Raw genomic sequence first — 21709 nt, 5'->3', positions numbered from 1 at the left:
GCTCTGTTAGCCGGAGTTATTTAAGTTAGATGAATAGTAAAAAATTGACATGTAAAATCGTTACCCGTTTTTGTAAGTAGTTTTTCCTTATTTCTTAGCAATATTAAATAATTCAATTATCAGCGCATTGCATTAAATGCAATCAACAACTTAGAAAATTTATGAATAAGGGACAAATTATGTCTAACACAAATACTGGCACTGTAAAATGGTTTAACGAAGAGAAAGGTTTCGGCTTCATTTCTCAAGACAACGGCGGCGCTGACGTATTCGTACACTTCCGTGCAATCGTTTCTGAAGGCTTCAAAACTCTGAAAGAAGGCCAAAAGGTTTCTTTCGAAGTTGAAAACGGTCAAAAAGGCCTACAAGCAGCAAACGTTGTTGCTCAATAATTAGCTCTTATAGCTAAAAAGAATTTTAAAGCGCTGATTTTTATCGGCGCTTTTTTATGCCTGCTTATAAACATTTCCCCTCTCGATACAGGCTTTCCCCCGTAAACTCTGAACAAATGCAAATCACCAGCCAAGCGTCCTCAACCTAGACTTTCTCAATTAAAGCTCAACGATCAATTTACGTCACTTTTTGTATGCACTTCCCTAGACAACACTTAATTCTCAGTAATCTTTTGATACTAACTCACGCTACGCCGAAAGTTTGATAAGCCCAAATATGGTTAAAGAACAATCCATTAGATTACACTTATGAATACGCAATCGATATTCATAATAAAAATGAGTTATTTATCCAACCCTCATCCACTAATCATATAATTTTTAAAGCAAAGACCTTCGAAATCCGCTAACCTTGTTCGCAAGTGGCTTAGTTGTTTTGGTATCTGCAGTAAAAATAATGAACAAAGACGAATTTCAGAAATCCACCGCAAATCTAAAAAAAGCGGTGCCTCTTATGATGAAGAACAGGGTGTCAACGACACCTGCAAATTACGCACTTTGGTACACCTATGTCGATAACGCTATTCCCCAGCTGACTCAAGACATGGATGGTGTTTTAGAACACTACGGTATTTGTCCTCCTGCCGTTGGTGAGCAGCTATACAACAATTATGTTGCCAGCAAATCCGAAACCAATATCAATGACCTTCGCGCTAATTTGGAACTGTTAGTTTCTGAAGTTTCCAATTCAATGAATGACACCCTGACCGACACCTCCGCTTTTTCTGACATGATCGATAAAAGCTTCGAGGACTTGGCTCGTGTTGATAATGAAAGCCTATCTATTGATGAAGTCATGTCCTTAGTTCGACAGCTGGTGTCTGAATCCCGTCATATTCGTCACTCTACTCAGTTTTTAAACTCTCAGCTAAACTCTGCAACCTCAGAGATCACCAAGCTAAAAACCCAGTTAGTAGAAGTTCAGAAAGATGCGCTTTTCGATAGTACAACCACACTCTATAACCGTCGCTCTTTCGACCGTGACATAGAAACCCTGTGTGAAGCACAACAATCTTTGTGTCTGATTCTTCTCGATATCGACCACTTTAAAAATTTCAACGACACCTATGGCCACTTGTTTGGCGATATGGTGCTTAAAGCGATCGCTCGCAAGCTGAAGTTAAGTTGCCGTGAAGGTATTTCTGCCTATCGATTTGGTGGTGAAGAGTTCGCGCTGATTGTGCCTAACAAGTCTTTGCGTATTGCTCGTCAACTCGCTGATACCAATCGTCGCTCTCTAGAAAAGCTGTCGATTAAAGATCGCCGCAGTGGTCAACAAGTCGGCAGTATCACTGCATCGTTTGGTGTCGCTGAACTTGAACCCGGCGAATCAGCTCAATCGCTGATTGAACGTGCTGATAAGCTACTTTATGAAGCGAAATCACTTGGCCGTAACCGAGTCATGCCTTTGTAAAACACACCAACAATGCTCTTATCGACATATTAGTCGGCTCGTATTGAGACTAGAAAGCCCCAAAGTTCATTATCTTCGGGGCTTTCTCTTTAGTTGTATAAATTACTTTAGCTAACTAGGATTCACCGTTAGATCTGGAAGCAATAATTCAAGCAGTAGTCTTCACCACTCTTTGCTCTGAACTCTTTATCTTCACTGCATGCCTTTGGTTTACCCTTTGCGTCACCTTGAATCAAACTGATCCAGTGGCGCATCGCTGCAATGGTCTCTTCACGCATTGTGGTTGTTGCTTCCATTGGTGATTGGCCAAACGTGGTGCATGATTCCAACTGAATATCATCAATTTCTACTAGCTCAATACAACCTGTCCCTTTGTGGCAACCAAACATCACCTCTAGGTGGCTGCCACTGCCATCTCGAAACAAGATAGAGTCTGGGTCGTTCTTCTCACCCATGTACGCTACAAACTGCTTAGGGTGCTTCAGACCGCTGTGCTGACCGTCTTTAAAGTAAGCCATAATATGGCGGTAATCGACTACGTAGCTGGTTACGTCTTGATGTGAGCCATTCTCTAGTGGGAATAGTCGATCAAGCAGCTGCTTTGCTTTCACTTGCTTTTCAGTTTGCTGATTAGCATTGATTGTCTCCACGGCAAAGACAGCTTCAGCGATAAATGGCTTTGATTGTTTTTGGATTTCTGTTTTATCGAATGTAAGCATATTCATAGTCTTTCCCTCTTGACCAGTCCGGTGATAACCACCGATTTCTACAGCAAAAATGTGTCCTAGAGCAATTATTCCAAACTAACGTTTAATTTATTTGTCATTTTGTGAATTGCTTAGTTTGTAGATTAGCGTTTTTTTACATACAATTTCACAACAAAAATTTTACAATGTGAATTTTACAAATATGGCCTTGTCAAAAAGTTTAGTTCGTCAGTCACATTTCCTAGGTACGAAAATACGTAACCTAAGAAAACGTAACCATTTAACGATGGAAGACCTGTCTGCGCGTTGTATTAGAATCGACCCAGAATGTGCTCCTTCCGTTTCTTACCTTTCAATGATTGAACGTGGAAAGCGGGTTCCGAGCATCGATATGCTGGAAGTGATTGCACAGGTCTTTCAGAAGAATCCGACGTGGTTCCTCGACGACGAATCTGAACAACAAGCCATTGCTCCTGATAAGGGGAATCGTGGTGGGATAAGTGGCATGGCGCTCGAGCCGAGCTTCCTATTCTCAAACGACATCCTGCAAATTGCGATTCCTGAGATGCTGTCACAAACGGGCATTTCAGGCCGCCAGTTTGCGCACCTCTTGATTCGAGCACACCAAGAGAGCAACCAGAACCACTTCCCTGACCTTGAGCGCGCTGCGGAAGAAGTAGGCTTAAAACGTCTTAACCTCAGCGTAGAAGACCTGATAGACATCGCTAGAAGCCTAGGAATCAACATCCGCTGGGTGACGCGCACGCCGCAAGACGTCGTCGATGAGCTCGGAATTAACGCTAAGCAGTTAGTGACCTCCTTCTTTGAGCCTCCCGGTACTATCTTCTTAAACGAGATTCTTAAAGAGTATCCAACTCGTCTGAAATACGACCTTTCGGTTTATATCGGTCATTGCATTCTGCACAGCAAAGAAGGCCTAAAGAGTGTGTTGTCGGTCGGTAACAACAACACGTGGGACGACAACCAGGTATCAGGCTCTTCACAGCTCAACTCCCAAGATATTCTTCAAGCATGGCGAGACTTTGAATCCAGCTTCTTTGCTGGCGCACTTCTGTGCCCGAAAGTCCCGTTTAGGCAGCTACTTGACCGCACTGGTTACGAAATCGACGTTCACAAAAGAGCAGGGGTTTCCCCCTCTGTTGCGATGCGTCGAATGACTGTAGTATCGCCCTACCCTCACTGGCACTACTTTGATGCTTATGGGCCGGGGAAACTCAAGGCGGTATATCGCGGGAACGGGATTCCGCTACCTTGGGGAAATATGAGAACGGTCGCTGACCCATGTCAACATTGGGCTGTGTTCCGTCGATTATCAGAACCTCGAGCGGGAAGCTCGGCTCAAATCTCCATTTTGAACGTGGGTGATGAGCCAAGAATCTACTGCTGTGAATCCATCAATATGACTGATCCTGCGGGTAACAATCGTGTGTTGTGTGCTGGTATAGATCTCAACCCTGCAATTGATGCTCAAGGCGGTAATTCAAGAGACATAGCAGAGCAGCTTAAAGCGTCATGTGTTAACAATGGTGGCTCTGTGGCAATTCCGCGTAACATCAAAAAAGATCTCACGACAATAGCCAAGATTCTAAATATAAATTGGATTGAACGTGGGATTGAGACAGAGGCGAGGCTTATCTGCTCCAGAGGTGGAGAATGCCCACGCCAACCAAGCTGTTACTCTAAGTGTGGTGAGTAAAAAAGTAATAACAAAAAATAGAACCTAAATTTCAGACAAAAAAAAACCAATCACAATAAGGGTGATTGGTCATATATTTTGTGTGAACAAAAAAGGTTCACTAACAACGTCAGTTGGCTAGGTGACCCTCGGCTTAAGAAGGGTCACCATTACTAATGCAGCATGCGTGCCAACTTTTAAAACACGTATTTACTACGCATCTGGACACGTATCGGCCGGATATCCTTGTTTGTTTTGCAAACTGGAATTGCAAATTGCAAAATTCAACAAAAACGCTAGTGATTATGTTATTATTAATGAATCATTAAAGATTCATTACCCTTCCCAAAAATGTCATATTTCCCTTAGATTCAATCACTTTAAACAGCAATAAACCTCCCCTAGCTTACTCAAGCTATACGGATACTCAACATAAACAACACCCTAAACAACGCCCATAAAAAAACGCGAACATTGAGATTCAATATTCGCGCTTATTCGATTTCTATGACAGAAAGAACTTAACCCACGAGACGCCTTTTTATAAAGCGACTCATGTTCGTTGCTCTTTCAATATCTCAGAAAAGATTACTTCTGAGGAGCTGGCTTAGAACGGCTTCGAGACGGTTTGTTTGTAGAAGGTTTGTTGCTTGTCGGCTTATTTGACGACTTGCTTGGGCCGTAGCTGCCGCCGTAACCAGACTTCTTAGGTTTGCCTGCAGGTTTACCCGCGTTGTTTGGCTTACCAGTACCGTTAGATTTACCCGCACCGCTTGGTTTGCTCAGAGTGTTCTGAGCACCTGCGTTATTTGCAGCAGGTTTATTGCCCGCACTACCGCGTTTAAAGTTGCTGCCGTTGTTTCTTACTGATTTATCTTCAGTTGTCGCAGCTGAGTTGTTTTCAGCAGGTTTCTTACCTGATGTCGGCTTACGCTTTGGAGCCGAACCATTACCAGCTACATGACGCTTGTTCTTACCTGCTGGCTTGTGCCCGCGAGCGTTATCACCAGAGCGTTGACCATCAGCATGTTCACGTGGCTGTTTTGCTTTCTTCGGTTTCTTAGGCTTGATTGGACGTGAATCCAAGCGAGACTCAGGTAACTTATTTACTGGAGAGAAACCTTCCAGTTCACGACGCTCTAGCACTTGTTGAATCAGGCGTTCAATACCGAACAGCTCACCCACTTCATCAGCACAAACCAATGAAATCGCTTTACCTACTTCACCTGCACGGCCAGTACGACCGATACGGTGTACATAGTCTTCTGATACATGAGGAAGATCGAAGTTAACTACTTGAGGCAGTTGCGGGATATCGATACCACGAGCGGCGATATCAGTTGCAACAAGTACTCGTACCTTACCTGTTTTGAAGTTCTCTAAGGCTTTAGTACGTGCACCTTGGCTCTTGTTACCATGGATAGGTGCAGCAGTGATGTCTTGCTCTTCAAGGAAGCGAGCAAGCTTGTTCGCACCGTGTTTCGTCTTGCTGAACACCAACACTTGTTGCCAATCGTTATCTTTGATTAGCTTCGCTAGCATTGCGCTCTTTTTCTTTTTGTCTACTGGGTAGATGCTTTGCTCAACCGTTTTTGCCGTTGAGTTTGCAGGGCTTACTGAAATCTCAACAGGATTGTTCACCAAGCCTTTCGCTAAGCTGCGGATATCATCAGAGAACGTCGCTGAGAACAGTAGGTTCTGACGCTTCTTAGGCAAGAAAGCTAAGATCTTACGAATATCGCGGATGAAACCCATGTCTAGCATGCGGTCCGCTTCATCTAGCACTAGGATTTCTAGTTGGTCAAAACGCACTGCATTTTGGTTGTATAGGTCAAGTAGACGACCAGGTGTTGCCACCAACACGTCACTACCTTTACGCAGTTTTTGCATCTGAGGGTTAATCTTCACACCACCAAACACGACCGTCGAAGTCAGCGGTAAGTTAATACCGTACTTCACTACGCTGCCATTCACTTGCGCAGCAAGCTCACGAGTTGGCGTTAGCACGAGCGCACGAACTTGGTTCTGACGTACGCGAGTACCTTTCGATAACATTTCAAGAATAGGTAGCGTGAAGCCTGCAGTTTTACCTGTACCTGTTTGAGCAGCGGCCATAACATCTTTGCCCGTTAGGACAGCTGGCACGGCTTTCTCTTGTATTGGTGATGGCTTATCGTAACCTTGTGCTTCAATAGCTTTAAGGATCGGTTCAGAAAGGCCAAGGGAGGTAAAACTCATAGATTATTTTCTCAGTTGAATAACATTTAGTATGAGCAACACGTTAAAAAGTGCGTTGCTTCAGCTTTTGCTCATCAAATACATTGATACGGAGCAAAGCGCGGTATTCTGAGGCTTTTCCCCCCATTCAGCAACTAAATTCTAATCGCAGCTAAAATTCAACCTAGATAACTTGTCGCTTCTGTTCGTACATTTTTTCATCAGCGGCTTTTAAGAGCGCATCGACATCATTGTAGTTGTTATTGTGAATAACCCAACCCACACTGATTCTGAGATAAATAGAGTGCGCGTCGTACACAACTGGTGCCGAGCATATCGCCTTTCGTAGTTTAGTCACGATCGACGATACGTGTTGATCATCGATAATGCGTGGCAACAAGACCAAGAACTCATCACCGCCTATCCTTGCGACGATATCTGAAACACGCAGCTCACTTCTGATGCGGTTAGCACACTCAATCAATACCTGATCGCCTGCCGCGTGACCATAAGTGTCGTTGATTGCTTTAAACCCATCGAGGTCGATATTTACAACAGCAAAGGTTCTCGCTCTCTGTTTTTGAGTGGTTTTGAAGGCCTGTTTGAGGCTATACATGAAGTATCGACGATTCGGTAACATCGTTAGCTCATCATGCATAGAGCGGCTATCTGCAATCCGGTACAGACGATAAATAGTAAAGAAGGCAAACGCCAACACTAATATAATGGAGTAGCCTACCAGCCTTACCGCTTGGATTCGATACCAAGGCTCATCCATCAATACATGTTCGTTACCGGAGAGAGCAAGGTACCAACCCCCGTATGGAAAACTCACCTGTTCAGTGGCAAACGCATTATCGAACACATCCTGAGTACCATAAAAGACAGCGCCATCTTTCCCTGAACTGTTTGCACCACGAATTGCTAATTCATACTTGTTCTCTATCTTGCCGATTCCAACATCTTCAAACAGCTCATCTAAACCGATAACAGCACTGGAGACACCCCAATAATCTTGATTAAAAGGCGGATCTCGGAAGATCGGAGTACGTGTAATAAGGGCTTGCCCACCTTGAAACAGCTCAAAAGGACCAGCAATAAAGGTGTTGCCAAAATTACGGGCTATCTCAACAGACTCCCATTGATTTGGGTGATCACGATAATTAATACCGAGAATCTGCTCATTACCTTCCATCGGGTAAACAAAATTTAGAATGTCGTCTTTGGCGAGTCCGATAAGTCGAATATGGAAGCCATCTTGAATGATATTCTCTGCAATCTTATCCCAATTTTTTACCTCTCCATCGGGGTTGATGGTCACTAAGGTCGAGAAATTATTGAGGATATACATATCTGACACGATCGCGGCTTCAATCCGAGAACGAATAATGGATAGTTGCTTTTTTGCCTCTGAATACGATTCGTTTTTAAGAAAAGTTAATTGCTTGGCATGAAAGAACTCAATTGCGCTTACTATCGCAAGAAAAAAAAGAAAAGCTACTACTCTGGCAGACCACTGCTTGCTAGAACCACTTGGCATTTACGAACCTCTAACACTATTGTTCTATATACTGCCTTATAACGGCTCATTTCTGGCTTATTGCTCCAGTATGCCGCTAAGTCATTAAAAATCCATACTAACGTCGACTATCTATCAAATATTGGGTGATCCATCACTTCAAACTTCTTTACTAAACGAATGGTTTAATCAAAAAGGGTTAGTGAACCTTATAAAGCTTACATTGTATTGACTCAACGCTTACATTAAAGGATTCATCAATGTTATTTTACATAGACTAATAATCAGCTTGGTACCTCACGACATGAAGTTAAAAACTATCACACTGTGTACATTGCTATCAGCCTCGGTTGCCGTTCACGCACAAGAAAACGTTCAAGCGCCAACCGCAGTGAACGTTCAATCCCAAGCAGATTCGCTCAATTCTCAAGAACAATCTTTCAAGCAATCTGCAGACCTAATTCGCACCACCTACGAAAGCCAGCTTTACACCCTGCCTGCATTCAAAGAAGGTCACTACGGGCTGCGCATGTATCGTCAAACATTAGACGATAAGTATTCAGCGGCGGTGTGGAGCGACATGGCTCGAGTGGCAAGCAAGCTCAGCACCCTGTCGAATGACGTTCAAACCATGGAACAAATCGTACTCTACTCAGAGAAGCGAGTTGCATCTTATATTGGTGATAACGATGAGCGCAGTATTCGACGCTACAACATCACCAAGCACATGCCTGAATACCTTTACCTTGGTGTTGACCTTCTAGGCTCTATGGCTCGTGCTAACGAATACGGTTTAGAACACAAGAACGATGCCAAGCTACGCGAAATCATTCGTCGCTATGACTTCTCACGATACGTGACCAATGAAGACATGGTGAAAGCGTGGGCCGCTCAATTAGCGAATCAGGTTTACTGGTTGCGCCAACTGGGTGAGCAGGATGTCGTTGATGAGTTTGTCGATACCTTCAAAAAAGCCTACCCAGATTCGCAAGACAGGAAGCTTTCAAGCCAGCAATACGGCAATAAGATCTATGGTATGACCCATGTGATCTTTGGTGATTCAGAATATTACCAACATCAAGTAAGCGAACAAGACCATCAATGGGTCTACGATTACTTCAGAGAAAACATCGATACGATTCTGCTGCGTGCGAAAGAAGATGTGATTGCTGAGGTTGGATTAACCTTCTTATTGGCAGGTTTAGAAGATGACCCAGTTCTAGAGAAAACTCGACTCGCGATTCAAGCTTCAATCGATGAGAAACAAGGCATGATCCCTTCTATCACTGGTGATTTTGATCTTGAGTACGGTGAACACCGCAACGTGTTAGCAATCATGCTACTCGATTGGCAGCAAGTGAATGAAGCGCCGACTTATGAAGGCAACCCTAAGGTGTTTACTAACATCCCTTACGGACTCATTAAAAACCAACCACCGAAGAACTAGCAACATACCTAGCCTAGGTTCATCATAGAACCCAAAAAGCCTCATACCTTTCAAGGCTGCGGCTTTTTGCTGTTTACTACGTCAGTACTCGTATCAAAAGTTGTTAATATCAAAACCTGCGTAAAGATAAAAACAAAGACGACATCAAGCTCCTGACACGGCTTTGTTCATCACTATCGTAAAATCCCCTTCTGCGTAGCCCTCCGTTAAAGAGACATCATCGCAGAGCGTTTTACAGAAACGATAGACACCTTGAGGGTGATAACTCATCAAGGTATTACGCGAAGGATACTGGCTTGAGTTGAGAAGATTAAAAATCACCGTCTGATTCGCCAGTTCATACATGCGAGTAATCATGTTTGTCAGATAATCAGAATCACGAGAGATGTAGTTCAGTGAACCACTAGCGATGACAATGTCGTGCGCCTCAAGGTTCATTTTGCTCATATCACCCGCCAAAAACTGACAACGATCTTCTGTGTAGTTTTGCTTCGCCTTCTTAAGAAAGCCTGCGTGTTGGTCAACGCCGGTATAAGATTGAATACGATAGATGCTGTCGAGCAGTTCAAACAGCTCGCCATAGCCGCAACCCAAATCTAAAACACTCTTCTTTTCGAAGTCCGCCGCACGAGCGATTACTTCAAAGCGACACAATTGACTCTCTTCGCTAGTCCAACCTAAAGCTTTAGCCTTGTCGCCATTCGAGCGGTTAGTTTGTTTCCGATGATAGCGATACACCTTCCAACGATCGAGCCAGTGCATTACGAGAAATCCACCCACACTTCACGACCACCAGCCAGCTCTTGGTTATGGTATTGCCATTGATATTGCGCGAGCAGCTTTTCGGTGAGCTCTAACCCTAGACCAAAGCCCAAATGATTGTCTTCTATCGTGCCGTCAGTGTTGTGATTAACAATGGTGACTTTCGAGCCTACCTGAACGATGCCCACGGTACCGCTTCCTGTGTGTTGGAAAGCATTGCGAATCAAATTGGTCAGCACTATGCGAGTGAGTCCGACTGGCAACTGACATTGTGTGTCGTCGCGTTCAAGATTCACAGCCACGGCTTTGCCATTCAATAGATAGCTTAAATCGTGGTTTATTTGTTGCAGCAGTTCACCGAGATGTATGTTTTCTAGAGGCAGATCTTTGTCTTGTTGTCGGGTAAGCCACAACAAGGTTTCTGTCAGATCTGTCATGGTGAAACCCGCGCGCTTGATTCGATCAATGACTTCAAGCTGCTTTTCTGGGCTCTTTCCCTTTTGAATCAACTTCTCTAGCAATTCACTATTTGTTCTTGTGACCGCAATAGGAGTACGTAATTCGTGGCTCGCGTAACCCAAAAATTTCTGCTCTCGTTCTAAGCTGTTTTGAACCGAACTCAAACTATCACGAATGATGTTAGCCAAGGTGTTCAGTTCACTGAAGTGAAAATCAGGTGTCGGTTCACTGAGGTTATCTTTATCTAGCGATTTGGCCCAGTTCTTTAGCTGCTCAACAGGCGATGCCACCTTACGTAACACCAAAACCAAGATAACGAAAAACAGTACGATCGCACCCAGTGCGGTCAAAAGAATCGTGATAAAGTGCGGAAGCCCTTCATCATTAATGAAAGGGTCATGTTTTTGAGCAAACACCGCAGAAACATAACGAACCTCATTACCTTTCATCACCTTCATGGCGAAATAGCCTTTCTCGGGAGGTGAGAATATAGATTTGCCAATGATTATTTTGGTCATGCGGTTGAATTGCAGTTCGTTCTGGTTAAGGTTGTTCTGAATACTTTGTGGCAAGTCGCTCCATTGGGTCGCCACCGTAAATTCTTGATTGGTCATAGGCTTACCCGGCTTTACCGCATCTTGTTGCGCTTGGGCAATCATAGAGCCACGCATAGCGATATCCATCCCCGAGACAAAGTAGTTTACGCTCAAGGCAGAAAGAACCAGAATCGTGGTCACGCCTGTGACTAAAATAGCCAATAAAACGTAGATCCTTAAGCTTGGTCTGATCTTCATGCTTGTCGTAACTCCTTAATCGCAAAACCTTTACCCGCAATGGTATGCAGCAGCTTATTGTCTTGTTCAGCATCGACTTGTTTACGCAGATTGAAGATATGCACTTTTAAGCTATTACTGTCTGGTTGATCGTCGCCCCACACGCCCTGCATGATCGTCTCGCGTGAAACAGGATTGGGACTAGATCGCATCAAAACTTCTAAAATTTTGAGCGCAGTTGGGGAAAGCTTGAGAGGTGAGTTCGCACGATAAGCTTGATGCTGTTTAAGGTCGATCTCGAGATCGCTCACCGATAAGCGTCGAACCTGACCACTGCGTCGCTTCGCCAACACTTGCACTCGAACAATCAACTCTTCCATTGCAAAAGGTTTCACCAGGTAATCATCGGCCCCTTTTGAAAAGCCTGTCAGCTTATCATCAAGCGTATCACGTGCAGTCAGCATCAAAACGGGTGTATCAATACCCTGCGTTCTGAGATTCTCACACACCTGCAAGCCGTTCATTTTAGGTAAGTTGAGATCGAGAATTACCGCGTCATATCGGTTTGTTTCGATGAGGTTGAGTCCAGCTAAACCATTCGCTGCATGATCGCACTGGATATCTTCTAAATCGAGGTAATCAATAACAGCAGTGGCTAAATCAAGGTCGTCTTCAACCAAAAGCAATTGAAGCTTATCTGTGAGTTTATTGGTGACGGATTCTGCCATCGTGACGACCTCTATTGTTAGTTGTAGTGTAGCTTTGTAGTGATCTTTAATATCTTGTTCGGTAATGAACCTAGACCGAAGTTGCTGAGCCTCGCTCGGCATTTATCAGCCTAGATATCATTAGCTTAGCTATTGTTAGGCCGTTTGTTCAACGCCTTTGACTCGATTTGTGACTTTAAGAATCAGAGACTTAATCTCACACTGAATCATTAACAATGCTGGCGTTAGAATCAGTGTAATAAACGTCGCAAACAAAATACCGTAGCCTAGCGCCGCTGCCGCAGGGATCAGGAACTGAGCCTGTAAAGACGTTTCACTTAATAGTGGCGTCAAACCTGCAAACGTCGTGACCGATGTAAGTAATACCGCTCTTAGTCGACCAGAACACGCTTCAACAATCGCATCGTGAACCGACTTGCCCTGCTCTTTGATTAGCTCGTTGAAACGAGAAACCAACAACAAGCTGTCATTCACCACCACACCGCTCAACGCAAGGATACCGTTTAACGATAGGATACTGATTGTTAAGTCATTCCACCAGTGCCCTAAGATTGCCCCAACAATACCAAATGGAATCGCTGTCATGATGATCACTGGTTGAATGTAAGACTTCAGCGGGATAGCAAGCAGCGTATAAATCGCTATCATGGCAAGTATGAACATACTCATCATTGAACTAGCCGTCTCTTCTTGTTCTTCCGTTTCGCCAGCAAAGTCGACCGTTAATCCCGGGTATTGCGCTTCTAAATCGGGTACTAATGTGTCTTGCAACTGATGAACAAGCTCAGCAGGTGCAACCACGTCTTTATCTAATACTGCACTGATGTACACCGCTCGTTGGCTATCAATGCGTGTGATCTCTGATACTTGGTAATCAGAATATACTTCAGCAACCGTGCTCAAAGGCACCACGGTACCGTCGTTGGTTCTCACGCTCGCTTGCTTGATATCCGCAATGGTTTGGCGATCCGATTCAGGGTAACGAACTCGAACTTTTACCTCATCCTTACCACGCTGGAACTGCTGAACGATATCACCACCAAACGCCTGTAATACTTGTTGTGAAAGGCTTGCCGTATCGAAACCTAACGCACGGCCTTGCTGTGTTAATTCAAAACGATACTGAGGCTCACCAAGATCCAAGTTATGGTCAATACCACTCACACCTTCAATCGCTTGCAGCTTGGTTAAGAATTCATTACCCGCCGCAGTCACTGATTCTTCATTCCATGCTTTCAGCTCTACTTTGAAGTTGTCGACCATCTCCATTTTAGACAAGATCTTGAGCTTCTTAACCCCTTCCATCTGGCCCACAGTCTCTTGCCAAGCATCAGCAAACTCGTTCGATGTGTAGACACTGTCGCTGTCCAATTCAATTTTCACTTGGCCAGAATCATCGGCATCCGCGATAACTTGAAGACTCAACAGCTTAGACGCTTCATCTTGAGCACCGTATTTGGCTCTCAGTGTTTCATCCGTTTGTGTTGCCGCCGCTTCAAGCACTAATAAGTTTTGTTGTGTTTGGCCAAAGCTCGCGTCGTTTTGCATCGACATATCCGCAGTTACCGTATCACCCGGCATATCAGGGAAGAACGCTACACGAACCGCCCCCGTCATTGGTAACCCAGCAACTAAAATAAGCAATGACAAGAAAACCATCACTACCGCATAACGCAGTTTCAGCGCCCATTCAATTGTGGGGCAGTAGATACGCTTATTAAACCAACCTAGTCCAGTATCGGCAGCATGTTGAACGCGAGCCCACACTCCCTTCTTCTCACTGCGCTTGGTATTAATGTGCGCGAGGTGTGATGGCAGGATGAACTTAGACTCAACCAAAGACAGCAACAAACAGATAGTCACGACCGTGCCGAATTGAGCGTAAATTTGCCCCATTTTACCGTCAACATTCGCTAACGCTAAGAAGGCAACAACTGTCGTTAACACACCAAATATAGTTGGTGATGCCACCTTCATGGTACCTCGAATGGTACTGCCTATCGAATCGCCTTCTTCTTTGCGTGTGGAATAGATACTCTCCCCGACCACCACCGCATCATCGACTACTATCCCGAGCGCCATAATGAAACCAAAGGTGGTCATTTCATTGATGGTTAACCCCATGAAGGTATCTGTCATGAAGAACATGGTGCCAAAAAAAACAAACGGTAAGCCAGCGGCGACCCAGAAAGCGACACGCACGTTTAGGAATACCGCTAACACGATGAACACCAAAGCAATACCGGTGAGCGCGTTCTTCATCAATAGGCTTAAGCGGTCTTTGATCATGGTACTTTTATCATACCAAGTTTCGATTTCGACATCGCTAGGCAGCATGTTGCTGTTTTCCCAGCGCTCTACCACTTTCTCTGCTTGTTCAACAATGCTGACGACGTCTCCGTATTCATCCATCACGATCTGAATTGCCATCGCATTCTGTTGGTTATAACGAGAAAGCATGAAGGTATCATCAGCAAACATGTCTTCAACGTTGGCAATGTCACCCAAGGTAATTTGCGTACCATCAGTCGTCGTCATCACCGGAATCGCGTTGAAATCTTGGATCTCATACGCCTGTTCAGAAACCTTCAAACGAACCGTTTTTTCGCCATTACGAAGGCTCGTCGAGATAGCCGCAGAAGATTCCGCATTGATCGCTTCAGAAACGTCAGTCAGAGTTAAGCCGTATGCCTGTAGCTTGTTCTCATCAACCTCAACTGAGATCATAGGGTCAGCCTTAGCCTTGATTTCCAAATCACGAATTGATGACTGGCTCAATAGATCTGATTTCAATTGCTCGGCTAAGCTTTGAAGCGTTGCTCGGTCTGCGTCACCATAGATCTGCACCCATAAGGCATGATCTTGCATGCGAGCTTTATCAATCACAGGATTATCAGCGCCAGAAGGCAGGTTATTGATCGCATCAACCTTAGTTTTAACGTCAGTTAACAGGGTATCAAGATCATAGGTGCTCGTTTTTTCAATCGAAACATGGCTACCATTCGCATCAGAAGTTGACGTAATACGCTTAATGCCCGGTACGGTTTCTAACGCATCTTCAATCTTAATCGCTAGGCCTTCTTCCGCCTGAATAGGGTCACCACTGTCATAGGTCACAGACACTGTCACCACATCGGGTTCAAGGCTTGGAAATGCTTCTTTACGCAATGAGTTCAGTGATAACAGGCCTATGATGATCACGCCCACTAACAACAAATTCGCTGCTACAGAGTTATTCGCGAACCATGCGATTGTGCCAGTGTGTGGTTTAGTTGGCTTCTGGTTACTGTCCGCTTGGTTATTCGGTTTCAACTCATGAGACATGACTACCCCTCCGCCTTAGCCAGAACGACCATGCCCGCTTTAAAGCTACTTAACGGACGCTTAACCACTTGAACACCGTCACCAATTTCCAAGTTCAATTTGGTAGGATCGATGTAAATAAAACCACCCTTTTCAAATTCAACATTCGCGTTTGATTTAGAAAGCAGACCGTTGTCATCCACAAACCACAGGTCACCTTGTTGCGAAAGTGCAGAAGCCGGAAGCTCCCACAATTGAGTTAGTTGCTTACCCGAGATCGTCGCTTGCACGAACGTGCCTGGATAAAGATCTTTCTCTTGCTCCAAAGGGTTATCGACTTTCACGATCAATGAGCGCTGACGCGTATCTTGTTGTAAGTGCTGCTCAACACGCTCGACATAACCTTGCCATTGGAATTGACCGTCAGAACTCGATAGAGTCACTGGCCACGGCTGCTCTTTCAGTTGGGTGTTATCGCTGTTGGGTAGGCTCAACCATTGGCTTTCAGAAAGGGGGACAGAAACTTCAACCTCATCAACGCTGTATAACGTGGCTATCTGAGCGCCCGTTTGTGCGTAGCTTCCCGGTTGAACATCACGGCTCACGACCAACGAATCAAAAGGGGCAACCAAGGTTGTTTTTTCGAGGTCTTGCTCAGCCTTCACCAATTCAAGCTTGGCGTTCTCCAAGGCTGCTGTTACTTGTGCCAGTTGTGGTTCGCGTAATACTAAAGGTGAATCCGGCTCGCCAGACAAACCAGAGCGTTGCCATTCAGACTTAGCTTGTTCGCCTTGTCTCTGCTCTTCCAACAAATCCAGTTGAGCTTGAGCCACATTTGCCTTCGCTTGGGTTACCGCTTGTTGGTAACTGGTCGAATCGATATTAGCGATCACTTCACCTTGGCCAATCACTTGCCCAGTTTCAAACTGCGAGCTGATCGTTTCTACTCGGCCACCAACTTCCGTCGAAAACATCAATTCGTAACGCGACTTCGCTTCCCCGTAACCCACCACTTCTGCTTGGTAGTCACCGAGAGTGGCAAGTACCACAGACACTTGCTGTTGTTGTGAAGCAGGTAAGGTCGTCGTATCAATAGACTTGGTTTGAATAGGCGTAGCTTGAGGTTCTGAAACCGTTAGTTCATTCGTCTTTTGAGGAGCAGGAGCCACTTGTGAATCGTTGTAAGCAAGGGCAGCAAAAATGCTTGAACCAGCCACTAAGGTGATTGCAATTGTGATGGTGTTCAGTTTCATGAAGATACTCCCAAGCCCAGAGCTAGGCCTAAATCAATTCGGTTTACGAGACGGTTATAAATGGTTTGTGTTAACTGCGCTTCAAGGTCATAGGTTTGCTGCTGAACAGTAAGTAGATCAAAAATGTCGACCAAACCCTGACGGTATTTCTCTTCATAGCTAGTGAAGCTGCGTTGTGCGCTTACCAAGGCGTTCGTTAGGTGTTGCTGTTGAAGCGTTAATGAGGACTCTTGCCCCATTGCATTTTCCACTTCATTCACCGCATTGAGCAGTGTCTCTTGGTAAGCCCAGTAGCTGGTTTCTGTGGTTAGGTCAGCAATTTCTGCCTGTGCTTTTAGCTTGCCACCTTGAAACAGTGGTGCTGACACTTGGCCAAGCGCACTCCACAAAGGTCCGGTAAGCAGCGCTTCGCTCGGAGAATCCGCCATATCGGTTAGGCTGGCAGATAAGCTGATCGACGGCAGCATCGCTTTGTACGCCGCGTCAGCACGCAATGTTTCTGCTTCGATATTGAAGAAAGCCGCTTGAAGATCGGGTCGACCTGCTAGATCTTGTGTCGGCATATTGTCTAGTGGATTAATGATGGTTGGAAACGAACCTAGCTCAGCAAGGGATAGCTCATCAGATTCACCACTCCACTGACCCGTTAATAAAACCAATTCACGTCGGCTTTGTGCAAGCTGCTCACGGTAATCAGCTAAGGTTGCTTGAGTCGATGCGCTGCTCGTTTTTGCATTATCTAGATCTTCAAGGCTACCTAGCCCTGCGCGATAACGTTCTAAAACAAGTTCTTCATTGTTTTCTAGAATCACCAAACGTTGCGATTCGATATCGACAAGCTGTTGCTTCAAACTGATATCAAGCCAACCTCTCATCACACTCGCGACCAAAAGATCTTGAGCGCCCTGAAGGTTAGCCTGAGACGTCGCAATGTCTTTCAAAGCGGCGTTGTTTGTGTCTGCAAGCTTCTGCCATAGATCGAGCTCCCAACCAACCGTGACATCAGTGGTGTAGGTTTCAGTCGTGCTTGAGCCGTCAGTGCCTTCGTCAGCTTGACCAGAAAAGCTCGCATCGACAGTTGGTAAGCGATCACCTGAAGTTACACCTTGCAGCGCATAAGCTATTTTGAGTGCTGTAATGCTTTGTTGGATGCTTGGGCTGTTCTGCAGAGCGCGCTCGATATAGAGGTCGAGCTCCGGTGCATTCACTAAATCGGTAAGTTGTACGTTCTCTGCGTCTAGATCTTGTTGAGTAGAAGCCTGTTGAATCAGCTCTGCGAGTAAGCTTTGTTGTGTCTGATTAGTGCTTTGCTCAGCGAGTGAAACATAGTCGGCCTGACTGGTTGTCGTGCAACCCATCAATCCGATTAGAGCAAGTGAAATAAGGGAATGTTTTAAAGGAAGATTCAATTTCATCTTCTTGTCTCCTGTAAGAATGGAGACAAGATAACGAGCTGGGGGTTAAGAGAGGGTTAAGGCGAACGTTAACCCCAAAAGAAAATACAAAAAGCGTACGTTTAAACTTCAGCTTTACGCTTCTGACTTGCTTGAAAAGAGCCCACCGATTTTATAACCGATCGCATAACAAACCACGGCGACAGTAACAAAAACTAATGCCGAAAAGAAATACGCTACAGACGCTGCGACACCAGCCCCCCACACCACGCTGAACACCAAACCGAGATAAGCCTCTTTTGGCCACTGGTAGATAGGAAACTGAGCGCCGCCAGCAATTAGGTAAACCATCGCAAACAAGCCAATGAAGGTAACAATAAGACCGATGAGAACGCGAATGTTCATGGAGAGACCCTTGATTAATTTAGCTTGGTTGCCATTGTTCCTAATCGAAAGCGGATATGCTTAGTCGGAACCGAATATTCTCAATCGAAATCGAATGTTCTTAATCGAAGCCGAATGTTATTAATCGCAACCTGATGATATTCAAGTATATCGGATAAAAGGAACTGGCTCTATTACTCTTCCGAGTGAGCTTTTACTCACGATAGACAAATCACAGTCGACGGCCAAAACCTGATTTCGCCTGATTAACAGGCACAAAAAAGCGGACACCCTCCTTACGTTAACTCCGTAAGTAAAGTGTCCGCTTTAACTGAATATAGCTTAAAGCAGGATGAAAATACCCGCTAAGCATGCACTCATTAGGTTTGCTAGCGTACCAGCAGCTACAGCTTTCAAACCTAAGTTTGCAACTTCAGCTCGGCGCTCTGGTGCCATAACACCGATTGAACCTAACTGAATCGCGATAGAACCAATGTTAGCAAAGCCACATAGAGCAAAAGTCACGATCACTTGGCTGTGTTCAGATAACAGAGCTTTGTTCTCAACGAAGTCGATAAAAGCAACAAACTCGTTCATAACGATCTTCTGACCGATGTAAGAACCTGCCATCAATACTTCATCACTCGGGATACCGATCAGCCATGCAAGAGGCGAGAACAGGTAACCGAAGATAGCTTGCAGCGTAATGCCCGCAAAACCGAACGTTTCACCTAGGCTTTCTAGGCCAGTGTTGACCATCGCAATCACACTCACGAAGGCAACCAACATTGTACCAACCGCTACTGCAACCTTCATACCGTTCATCGCGCCGCTTGCCAATGCATCAATCACGTTGCTTTGGTCAGCTTTATCGAGCTCAATGTGGTCGTAGTCACTTGGTGTGCTGCGCTCAGGAACAATGATCTTCGCCATTAACAGGCTACCCGGAGCCGCCATAAAGCTTGCAGCGATAAGGTATTTAAGCTCAACACCAAGGCCAGCATAACCACCAAGTACACTACCCGCTACCGACGCCATACCACCTGCCATTACAGCAAACAGTTCCGAACGAGTCATAGACTTTAAAAAGGGACGAATAAGAAGAGGAGACTCACCCTGAGAAAGGAAGATATTACCTGTAGCAACCAGAGATTCAGCTTTACTTGTACCCAGCAGTTTTTGCACCGCTCCGCCCAAGATTTGAATCACTTTTTGCATAACGCCTAAGTAATAAAGCGCAGAAATCAAAGCACTGAAGAAGATAATGATTGGAAGCACGCGAACCGCGAAAATGAAGCCTTCAGTAGCAAGGTCACCGAAAAGGAATGCGATACCAACGTCTGCAAAACCAAGCAGGCTAGAAACACCATTACTTAGGCTTGTTAGCGCCAATTGTCCCCATGGGAAATACAAGACTAAGGCTGCAAAACCGATTTGAAGTAATAGTGCACGAGAGACCGTTTTCCAGTTAATTGAAGAACGACTTTCAGATAACAGGTACGCGCAAGCAATCAGTGCAAGAACACCGACAAAACCAAATAGAATATTCATAATGTGTCCTAGTAACCCTTAAAGAGTGAACATGAGCCAAGCAAATGACATCAAAGGAACAGGACAAAGAACCGCAAGCAAAACGCTACGCGATGAAGGAGCTAACAGGGTTAGCGAATGTAACAACGAGTTGTTCATGTAAAAAATCACCTTATACAAGCAGTGGAACGTAGCTGGTCCGGTCCGTGGGGTCATTCACATATCCATGTGACGGCTTGTATTGGCTAAGCACCGGCTTAAAACCGGAAAAGAAGTATAAACAGTTAAGTGAGACTTTCATCACATTTTTTAACGCAAACGATCGCGCGGTCAAGGATTAGCCAAAACGTATTGTTTATCGTCGTTTTCGTGCTTCAAAACTGTAAACAATCTGTAGGGAGTTGAATTTGTAATGTTAAGTCTTTAAGTGTGTGAGCGTAATCACTCGGTTAATTCTGTGTGATTCTTACTACTTTTCTGTGCTCTGCCTCATTTCCCGAGACTTCAAGATTCATCTTAAGTTTAGATGCGTATATACTTTGTATGACCTCACCAAATAATTATCTATAAAATACCAATAGAGCTGATTAGATATAACAGCCATCGAGACTAAGAGAGGAAACACGTGAAGAAAATGGAAGCTCCGCACGACATGAACAATGGAGCTAGATTCAAAACAAATAGACACGGCTATGTGACAGTAGTTGAATATTATAATACCTATACTGTTATTGTCGCGTTTGAAAATACTGGAAATATCCGCGCTATCAGTGCGGCGAAATTACGTACAGGTCAACTCACCGATCGTTCTGTCGCGCCTGAATCAATTATGATTGGTGAAAAGGTTGAATCGGTTAAACACGGGATACTAACCATTACTCAAGTTGAATCTGAAAATATTGTGGTACTGACCAATGCCAATAACGAAGAAATTAGAATGTTATTGCCTGCCGTACAGAAAATGAAAGATAAAACAGAAGAAGTCGACAGTGAAAATATTGCCTCCCCAAAACCAACCTCTCTTAGCGAACTGACTAAAAGAAATAAAAAGACCAAAGACGTTAATAGCATGCTTAAGAAAATGCTTACTGACTACGGTCGATACGATTAACTCTCTGTTTTCAACAATAAAGCCTCTATAGATTTATATTCTAATATAAAAACTAGTTAAGCCTGCCTTTCTCAATAAAATACGTTGCATATTCGAGTGAAAAGTTAAATTTGATCAAAGTCTCACTCTGGATCTTTACCACAAATTAACGAGATCTCCATCACAATCTCATTTTAGTTTTGTGATGTGGATCTTATTGAAATCTGAATACTTACATTACTATGCTCTCACACAATAAGAGAACGAAGTTTCTCAACCCCTAAAATCCAATTGAGACAAATATTATGAAAAAGATTCTTGTAGTTTGCGGTAACGGCCTTGGTACTTCTCTAATGATGGAAATGGCAGTAAAAGAAGTCGCTAAAAAAATCGGTTTCGAAGCAGAAGTTGATCACGAAGATCTATCATCTGCAGCATCAAGCAATGCGGATATTTGGGTTGCAGCAACAGACGTTGCAAACCAACTAAAAGACGCTGGTAAAGAGAATATCATCAGCCTTAAAAATATTTTTGACAAAGCATCTATTGAAGAACAACTAAAAACTTTCATGTAAGGTCAA

At 44.4% G+C, this 21709-nt stretch carries 17 protein-coding genes; 6 read left to right on the top strand and 11 right to left on the bottom strand.

Features of this window, described 5'->3' with window-relative positions; translation table 11 throughout:
* The first annotated feature begins 179 nt into the window (after window positions 1-179).
* Together AB4133_RS13535 and AB4133_RS13530 are read left to right on the top strand one after the other, a co-directional pair.
* Entirely contained in the window at window positions 180-392 is a 213-nt protein-coding gene (locus AB4133_RS13535) for a cold-shock protein (RefSeq protein ID WP_004740083.1), read from the top strand.
* Window positions 393-849: 457 nt separating this feature from the next.
* Window positions 850-1866: a GGDEF domain-containing protein gene (locus AB4133_RS13530; RefSeq protein WP_017060611.1), complete on the top strand. Its 1017-nt coding sequence runs from the start codon at window positions 850-852 to the stop codon at window positions 1864-1866.
* 128 nt (window positions 1867-1994) lie between these two features.
* On the opposite strand, the gene AB4133_RS13525 is transcribed toward AB4133_RS13530, so the two are convergent.
* On the bottom strand, window positions 1995-2591 hold the full coding sequence (locus tag AB4133_RS13525) for a malate synthase (RefSeq protein ID WP_017060610.1): 597 nt from the start codon (window positions 2589-2591) through the stop codon (window positions 1995-1997).
* Window positions 2592-2760: 169 nt separating this feature from the next.
* Here AB4133_RS13525 and AB4133_RS13520 point away from each other — a divergent pair, with 169 nt between their 5' ends.
* A complete protein-coding gene (locus AB4133_RS13520) occupies window positions 2761-4290 on the top strand; it encodes a DUF3612 domain-containing protein (RefSeq protein WP_081090203.1) in 1530 nt (509 codons plus the stop codon).
* 567 nt (window positions 4291-4857) lie between these two features.
* Here AB4133_RS13520 and AB4133_RS13515 read toward each other — a convergent pair.
* Window positions 4858-6507, bottom strand: coding sequence for a DEAD/DEAH box helicase (locus AB4133_RS13515; RefSeq protein ID WP_017060608.1), 1650 nt, complete (start codon window positions 6505-6507; stop codon window positions 4858-4860).
* A 163-nt stretch (window positions 6508-6670) separates the two neighbouring features.
* The gene (locus AB4133_RS13510; protein ID WP_017066497.1) at window positions 6671-8026 is read right to left on the bottom strand and encodes a diguanylate cyclase; all 1356 of its coding nucleotides are present in this window, start codon (window positions 8024-8026) and stop codon (window positions 6671-6673) included.
* Window positions 8027-8309: 283 nt separating this feature from the next.
* Here AB4133_RS13510 and AB4133_RS13505 point away from each other — a divergent pair, with 283 nt between their 5' ends.
* Entirely contained in the window at window positions 8310-9452 is a 1143-nt protein-coding gene (locus tag AB4133_RS13505) for a DUF3541 domain-containing protein (RefSeq protein ID WP_372224744.1), read from the top strand.
* Window positions 9453-9596: 144 nt separating this feature from the next.
* Here the strand turns inward: AB4133_RS13505 and AB4133_RS13500 are convergent, their stop codons facing one another.
* From AB4133_RS13500 to AB4133_RS13465, 8 genes are all read right to left on the bottom strand, one after another.
* Window positions 9597-10214, bottom strand: coding sequence for a class I SAM-dependent methyltransferase (locus AB4133_RS13500; protein ID WP_017064868.1), 618 nt, complete (start codon window positions 10212-10214; stop codon window positions 9597-9599).
* A complete protein-coding gene (locus tag AB4133_RS13495; RefSeq protein ID WP_017070986.1) occupies window positions 10214-11467 on the bottom strand; it encodes a HAMP domain-containing sensor histidine kinase in 1254 nt (417 codons plus the stop codon). Before AB4133_RS13495 ends, AB4133_RS13500 begins: the two co-directional genes overlap by 1 nt.
* Entirely contained in the window at window positions 11464-12174 is a 711-nt protein-coding gene (locus AB4133_RS13490; RefSeq protein WP_372224742.1) for a response regulator transcription factor, read from the bottom strand. The genes AB4133_RS13495 and AB4133_RS13490 overlap by 4 nt, the downstream gene beginning before the upstream one ends.
* A gap of 135 nt (window positions 12175-12309) precedes the next feature.
* Window positions 12310-15498 carry an efflux RND transporter permease subunit gene (locus AB4133_RS13485; RefSeq protein WP_372224740.1) on the bottom strand — a complete coding sequence of 1063 codons (3189 nt, stop codon included), beginning with the start codon at window positions 15496-15498 and terminating at the stop codon, window positions 12310-12312.
* Window positions 15499-15500: 2 nt separating this feature from the next.
* Entirely contained in the window at window positions 15501-16730 is a 1230-nt protein-coding gene (locus AB4133_RS13480) for an efflux RND transporter periplasmic adaptor subunit (protein WP_017060601.1), read from the bottom strand.
* A complete protein-coding gene (locus AB4133_RS13475; protein WP_017060600.1) occupies window positions 16727-18145 on the bottom strand; it encodes a TolC family protein in 1419 nt (472 codons plus the stop codon). The genes AB4133_RS13480 and AB4133_RS13475 overlap by 4 nt, the downstream gene beginning before the upstream one ends.
* A 114-nt stretch (window positions 18146-18259) precedes the next feature.
* Window positions 18260-18529, bottom strand: coding sequence for a hypothetical protein (locus AB4133_RS13470; protein ID WP_017060599.1), 270 nt, complete (start codon window positions 18527-18529; stop codon window positions 18260-18262).
* 321 nt (window positions 18530-18850) lie between these two features.
* Window positions 18851-20059: a NupC/NupG family nucleoside CNT transporter gene (locus tag AB4133_RS13465; RefSeq protein WP_017060598.1), complete on the bottom strand. Its 1209-nt coding sequence runs from the start codon at window positions 20057-20059 to the stop codon at window positions 18851-18853.
* Between the two features lie 613 nt (window positions 20060-20672).
* Here AB4133_RS13465 and AB4133_RS13460 point away from each other — a divergent pair.
* Together AB4133_RS13460 and AB4133_RS13455 are read left to right on the top strand one after the other, a co-directional pair.
* A complete protein-coding gene (locus AB4133_RS13460; RefSeq protein WP_029235263.1) occupies window positions 20673-21149 on the top strand; it encodes a hypothetical protein in 477 nt (158 codons plus the stop codon).
* A 284-nt stretch (window positions 21150-21433) separates the two neighbouring features.
* Complete coding sequence (locus AB4133_RS13455; RefSeq protein WP_017064872.1) at window positions 21434-21703, top strand: PTS sugar transporter subunit IIB; 270 nt, start codon at window positions 21434-21436, stop codon at window positions 21701-21703.
* The last annotated feature ends 6 nt before the right edge of the window (window positions 21704-21709 follow it).

The sequence above is a fragment of the Vibrio sp. 10N.286.52.F8 genome (genome assembly GCF_041468745.1).
Lineage (GTDB): Bacteria > Pseudomonadota > Gammaproteobacteria > Enterobacterales > Vibrionaceae > Vibrio > Vibrio crassostreae_C.
This window is presented reverse-complemented; position numbering and strand designations above follow the sequence as displayed.

What these genes read in the sequence shown, in the direction of transcription:
- AB4133_RS13460 (WP_029235263.1), top strand. Translation starts at nt 20,673, where the DNA reads ATGGAAGCTCCGCACGACATGAACAATGGAGCTAGATTCAAAACAAAT.
- AB4133_RS13515 (WP_017060608.1), bottom strand. Translation starts at nt 6,507, where the DNA reads ATGAGTTTTACCTCCCTTGGCCTTTCTGAACCGATCCTTAAAGCTATT.
- AB4133_RS13455 (WP_017064872.1), top strand. Translation starts at nt 21,434, where the DNA reads ATGAAAAAGATTCTTGTAGTTTGCGGTAACGGCCTTGGTACTTCTCTA.
- AB4133_RS13505 (WP_372224744.1), top strand. Translation starts at nt 8,310, where the DNA reads ATGAAGTTAAAAACTATCACACTGTGTACATTGCTATCAGCCTCGGTT.
- AB4133_RS13525 (WP_017060610.1), bottom strand. Translation starts at nt 2,591, where the DNA reads ATGAATATGCTTACATTCGATAAAACAGAAATCCAAAAACAATCAAAG.
- AB4133_RS13530 (WP_017060611.1), top strand. Translation starts at nt 850, where the DNA reads ATGAACAAAGACGAATTTCAGAAATCCACCGCAAATCTAAAAAAAGCG.
- AB4133_RS13470 (WP_017060599.1), bottom strand. Translation starts at nt 18,529, where the DNA reads ATGAACATTCGCGTTCTCATCGGTCTTATTGTTACCTTCATTGGCTTG.
- AB4133_RS13485 (WP_372224740.1), bottom strand. Translation starts at nt 15,498, where the DNA reads ATGTCTCATGAGTTGAAACCGAATAACCAAGCGGACAGTAACCAGAAG.
- AB4133_RS13490 (WP_372224742.1), bottom strand. Translation starts at nt 12,174, where the DNA reads ATGGCAGAATCCGTCACCAATAAACTCACAGATAAGCTTCAATTGCTT.
- AB4133_RS13500 (WP_017064868.1), bottom strand. Translation starts at nt 10,214, where the DNA reads ATGCACTGGCTCGATCGTTGGAAGGTGTATCGCTATCATCGGAAACAA.
- AB4133_RS13465 (WP_017060598.1), bottom strand. Translation starts at nt 20,059, where the DNA reads ATGAATATTCTATTTGGTTTTGTCGGTGTTCTTGCACTGATTGCTTGC.
- AB4133_RS13535 (WP_004740083.1), top strand. Translation starts at nt 180, where the DNA reads ATGTCTAACACAAATACTGGCACTGTAAAATGGTTTAACGAAGAGAAA.
- AB4133_RS13475 (WP_017060600.1), bottom strand. Translation starts at nt 18,145, where the DNA reads ATGAAATTGAATCTTCCTTTAAAACATTCCCTTATTTCACTTGCTCTA.
- AB4133_RS13480 (WP_017060601.1), bottom strand. Translation starts at nt 16,730, where the DNA reads ATGAAACTGAACACCATCACAATTGCAATCACCTTAGTGGCTGGTTCA.
- AB4133_RS13510 (WP_017066497.1), bottom strand. Translation starts at nt 8,026, where the DNA reads ATGCCAAGTGGTTCTAGCAAGCAGTGGTCTGCCAGAGTAGTAGCTTTT.
- AB4133_RS13495 (WP_017070986.1), bottom strand. Translation starts at nt 11,467, where the DNA reads ATGAAGATCAGACCAAGCTTAAGGATCTACGTTTTATTGGCTATTTTA.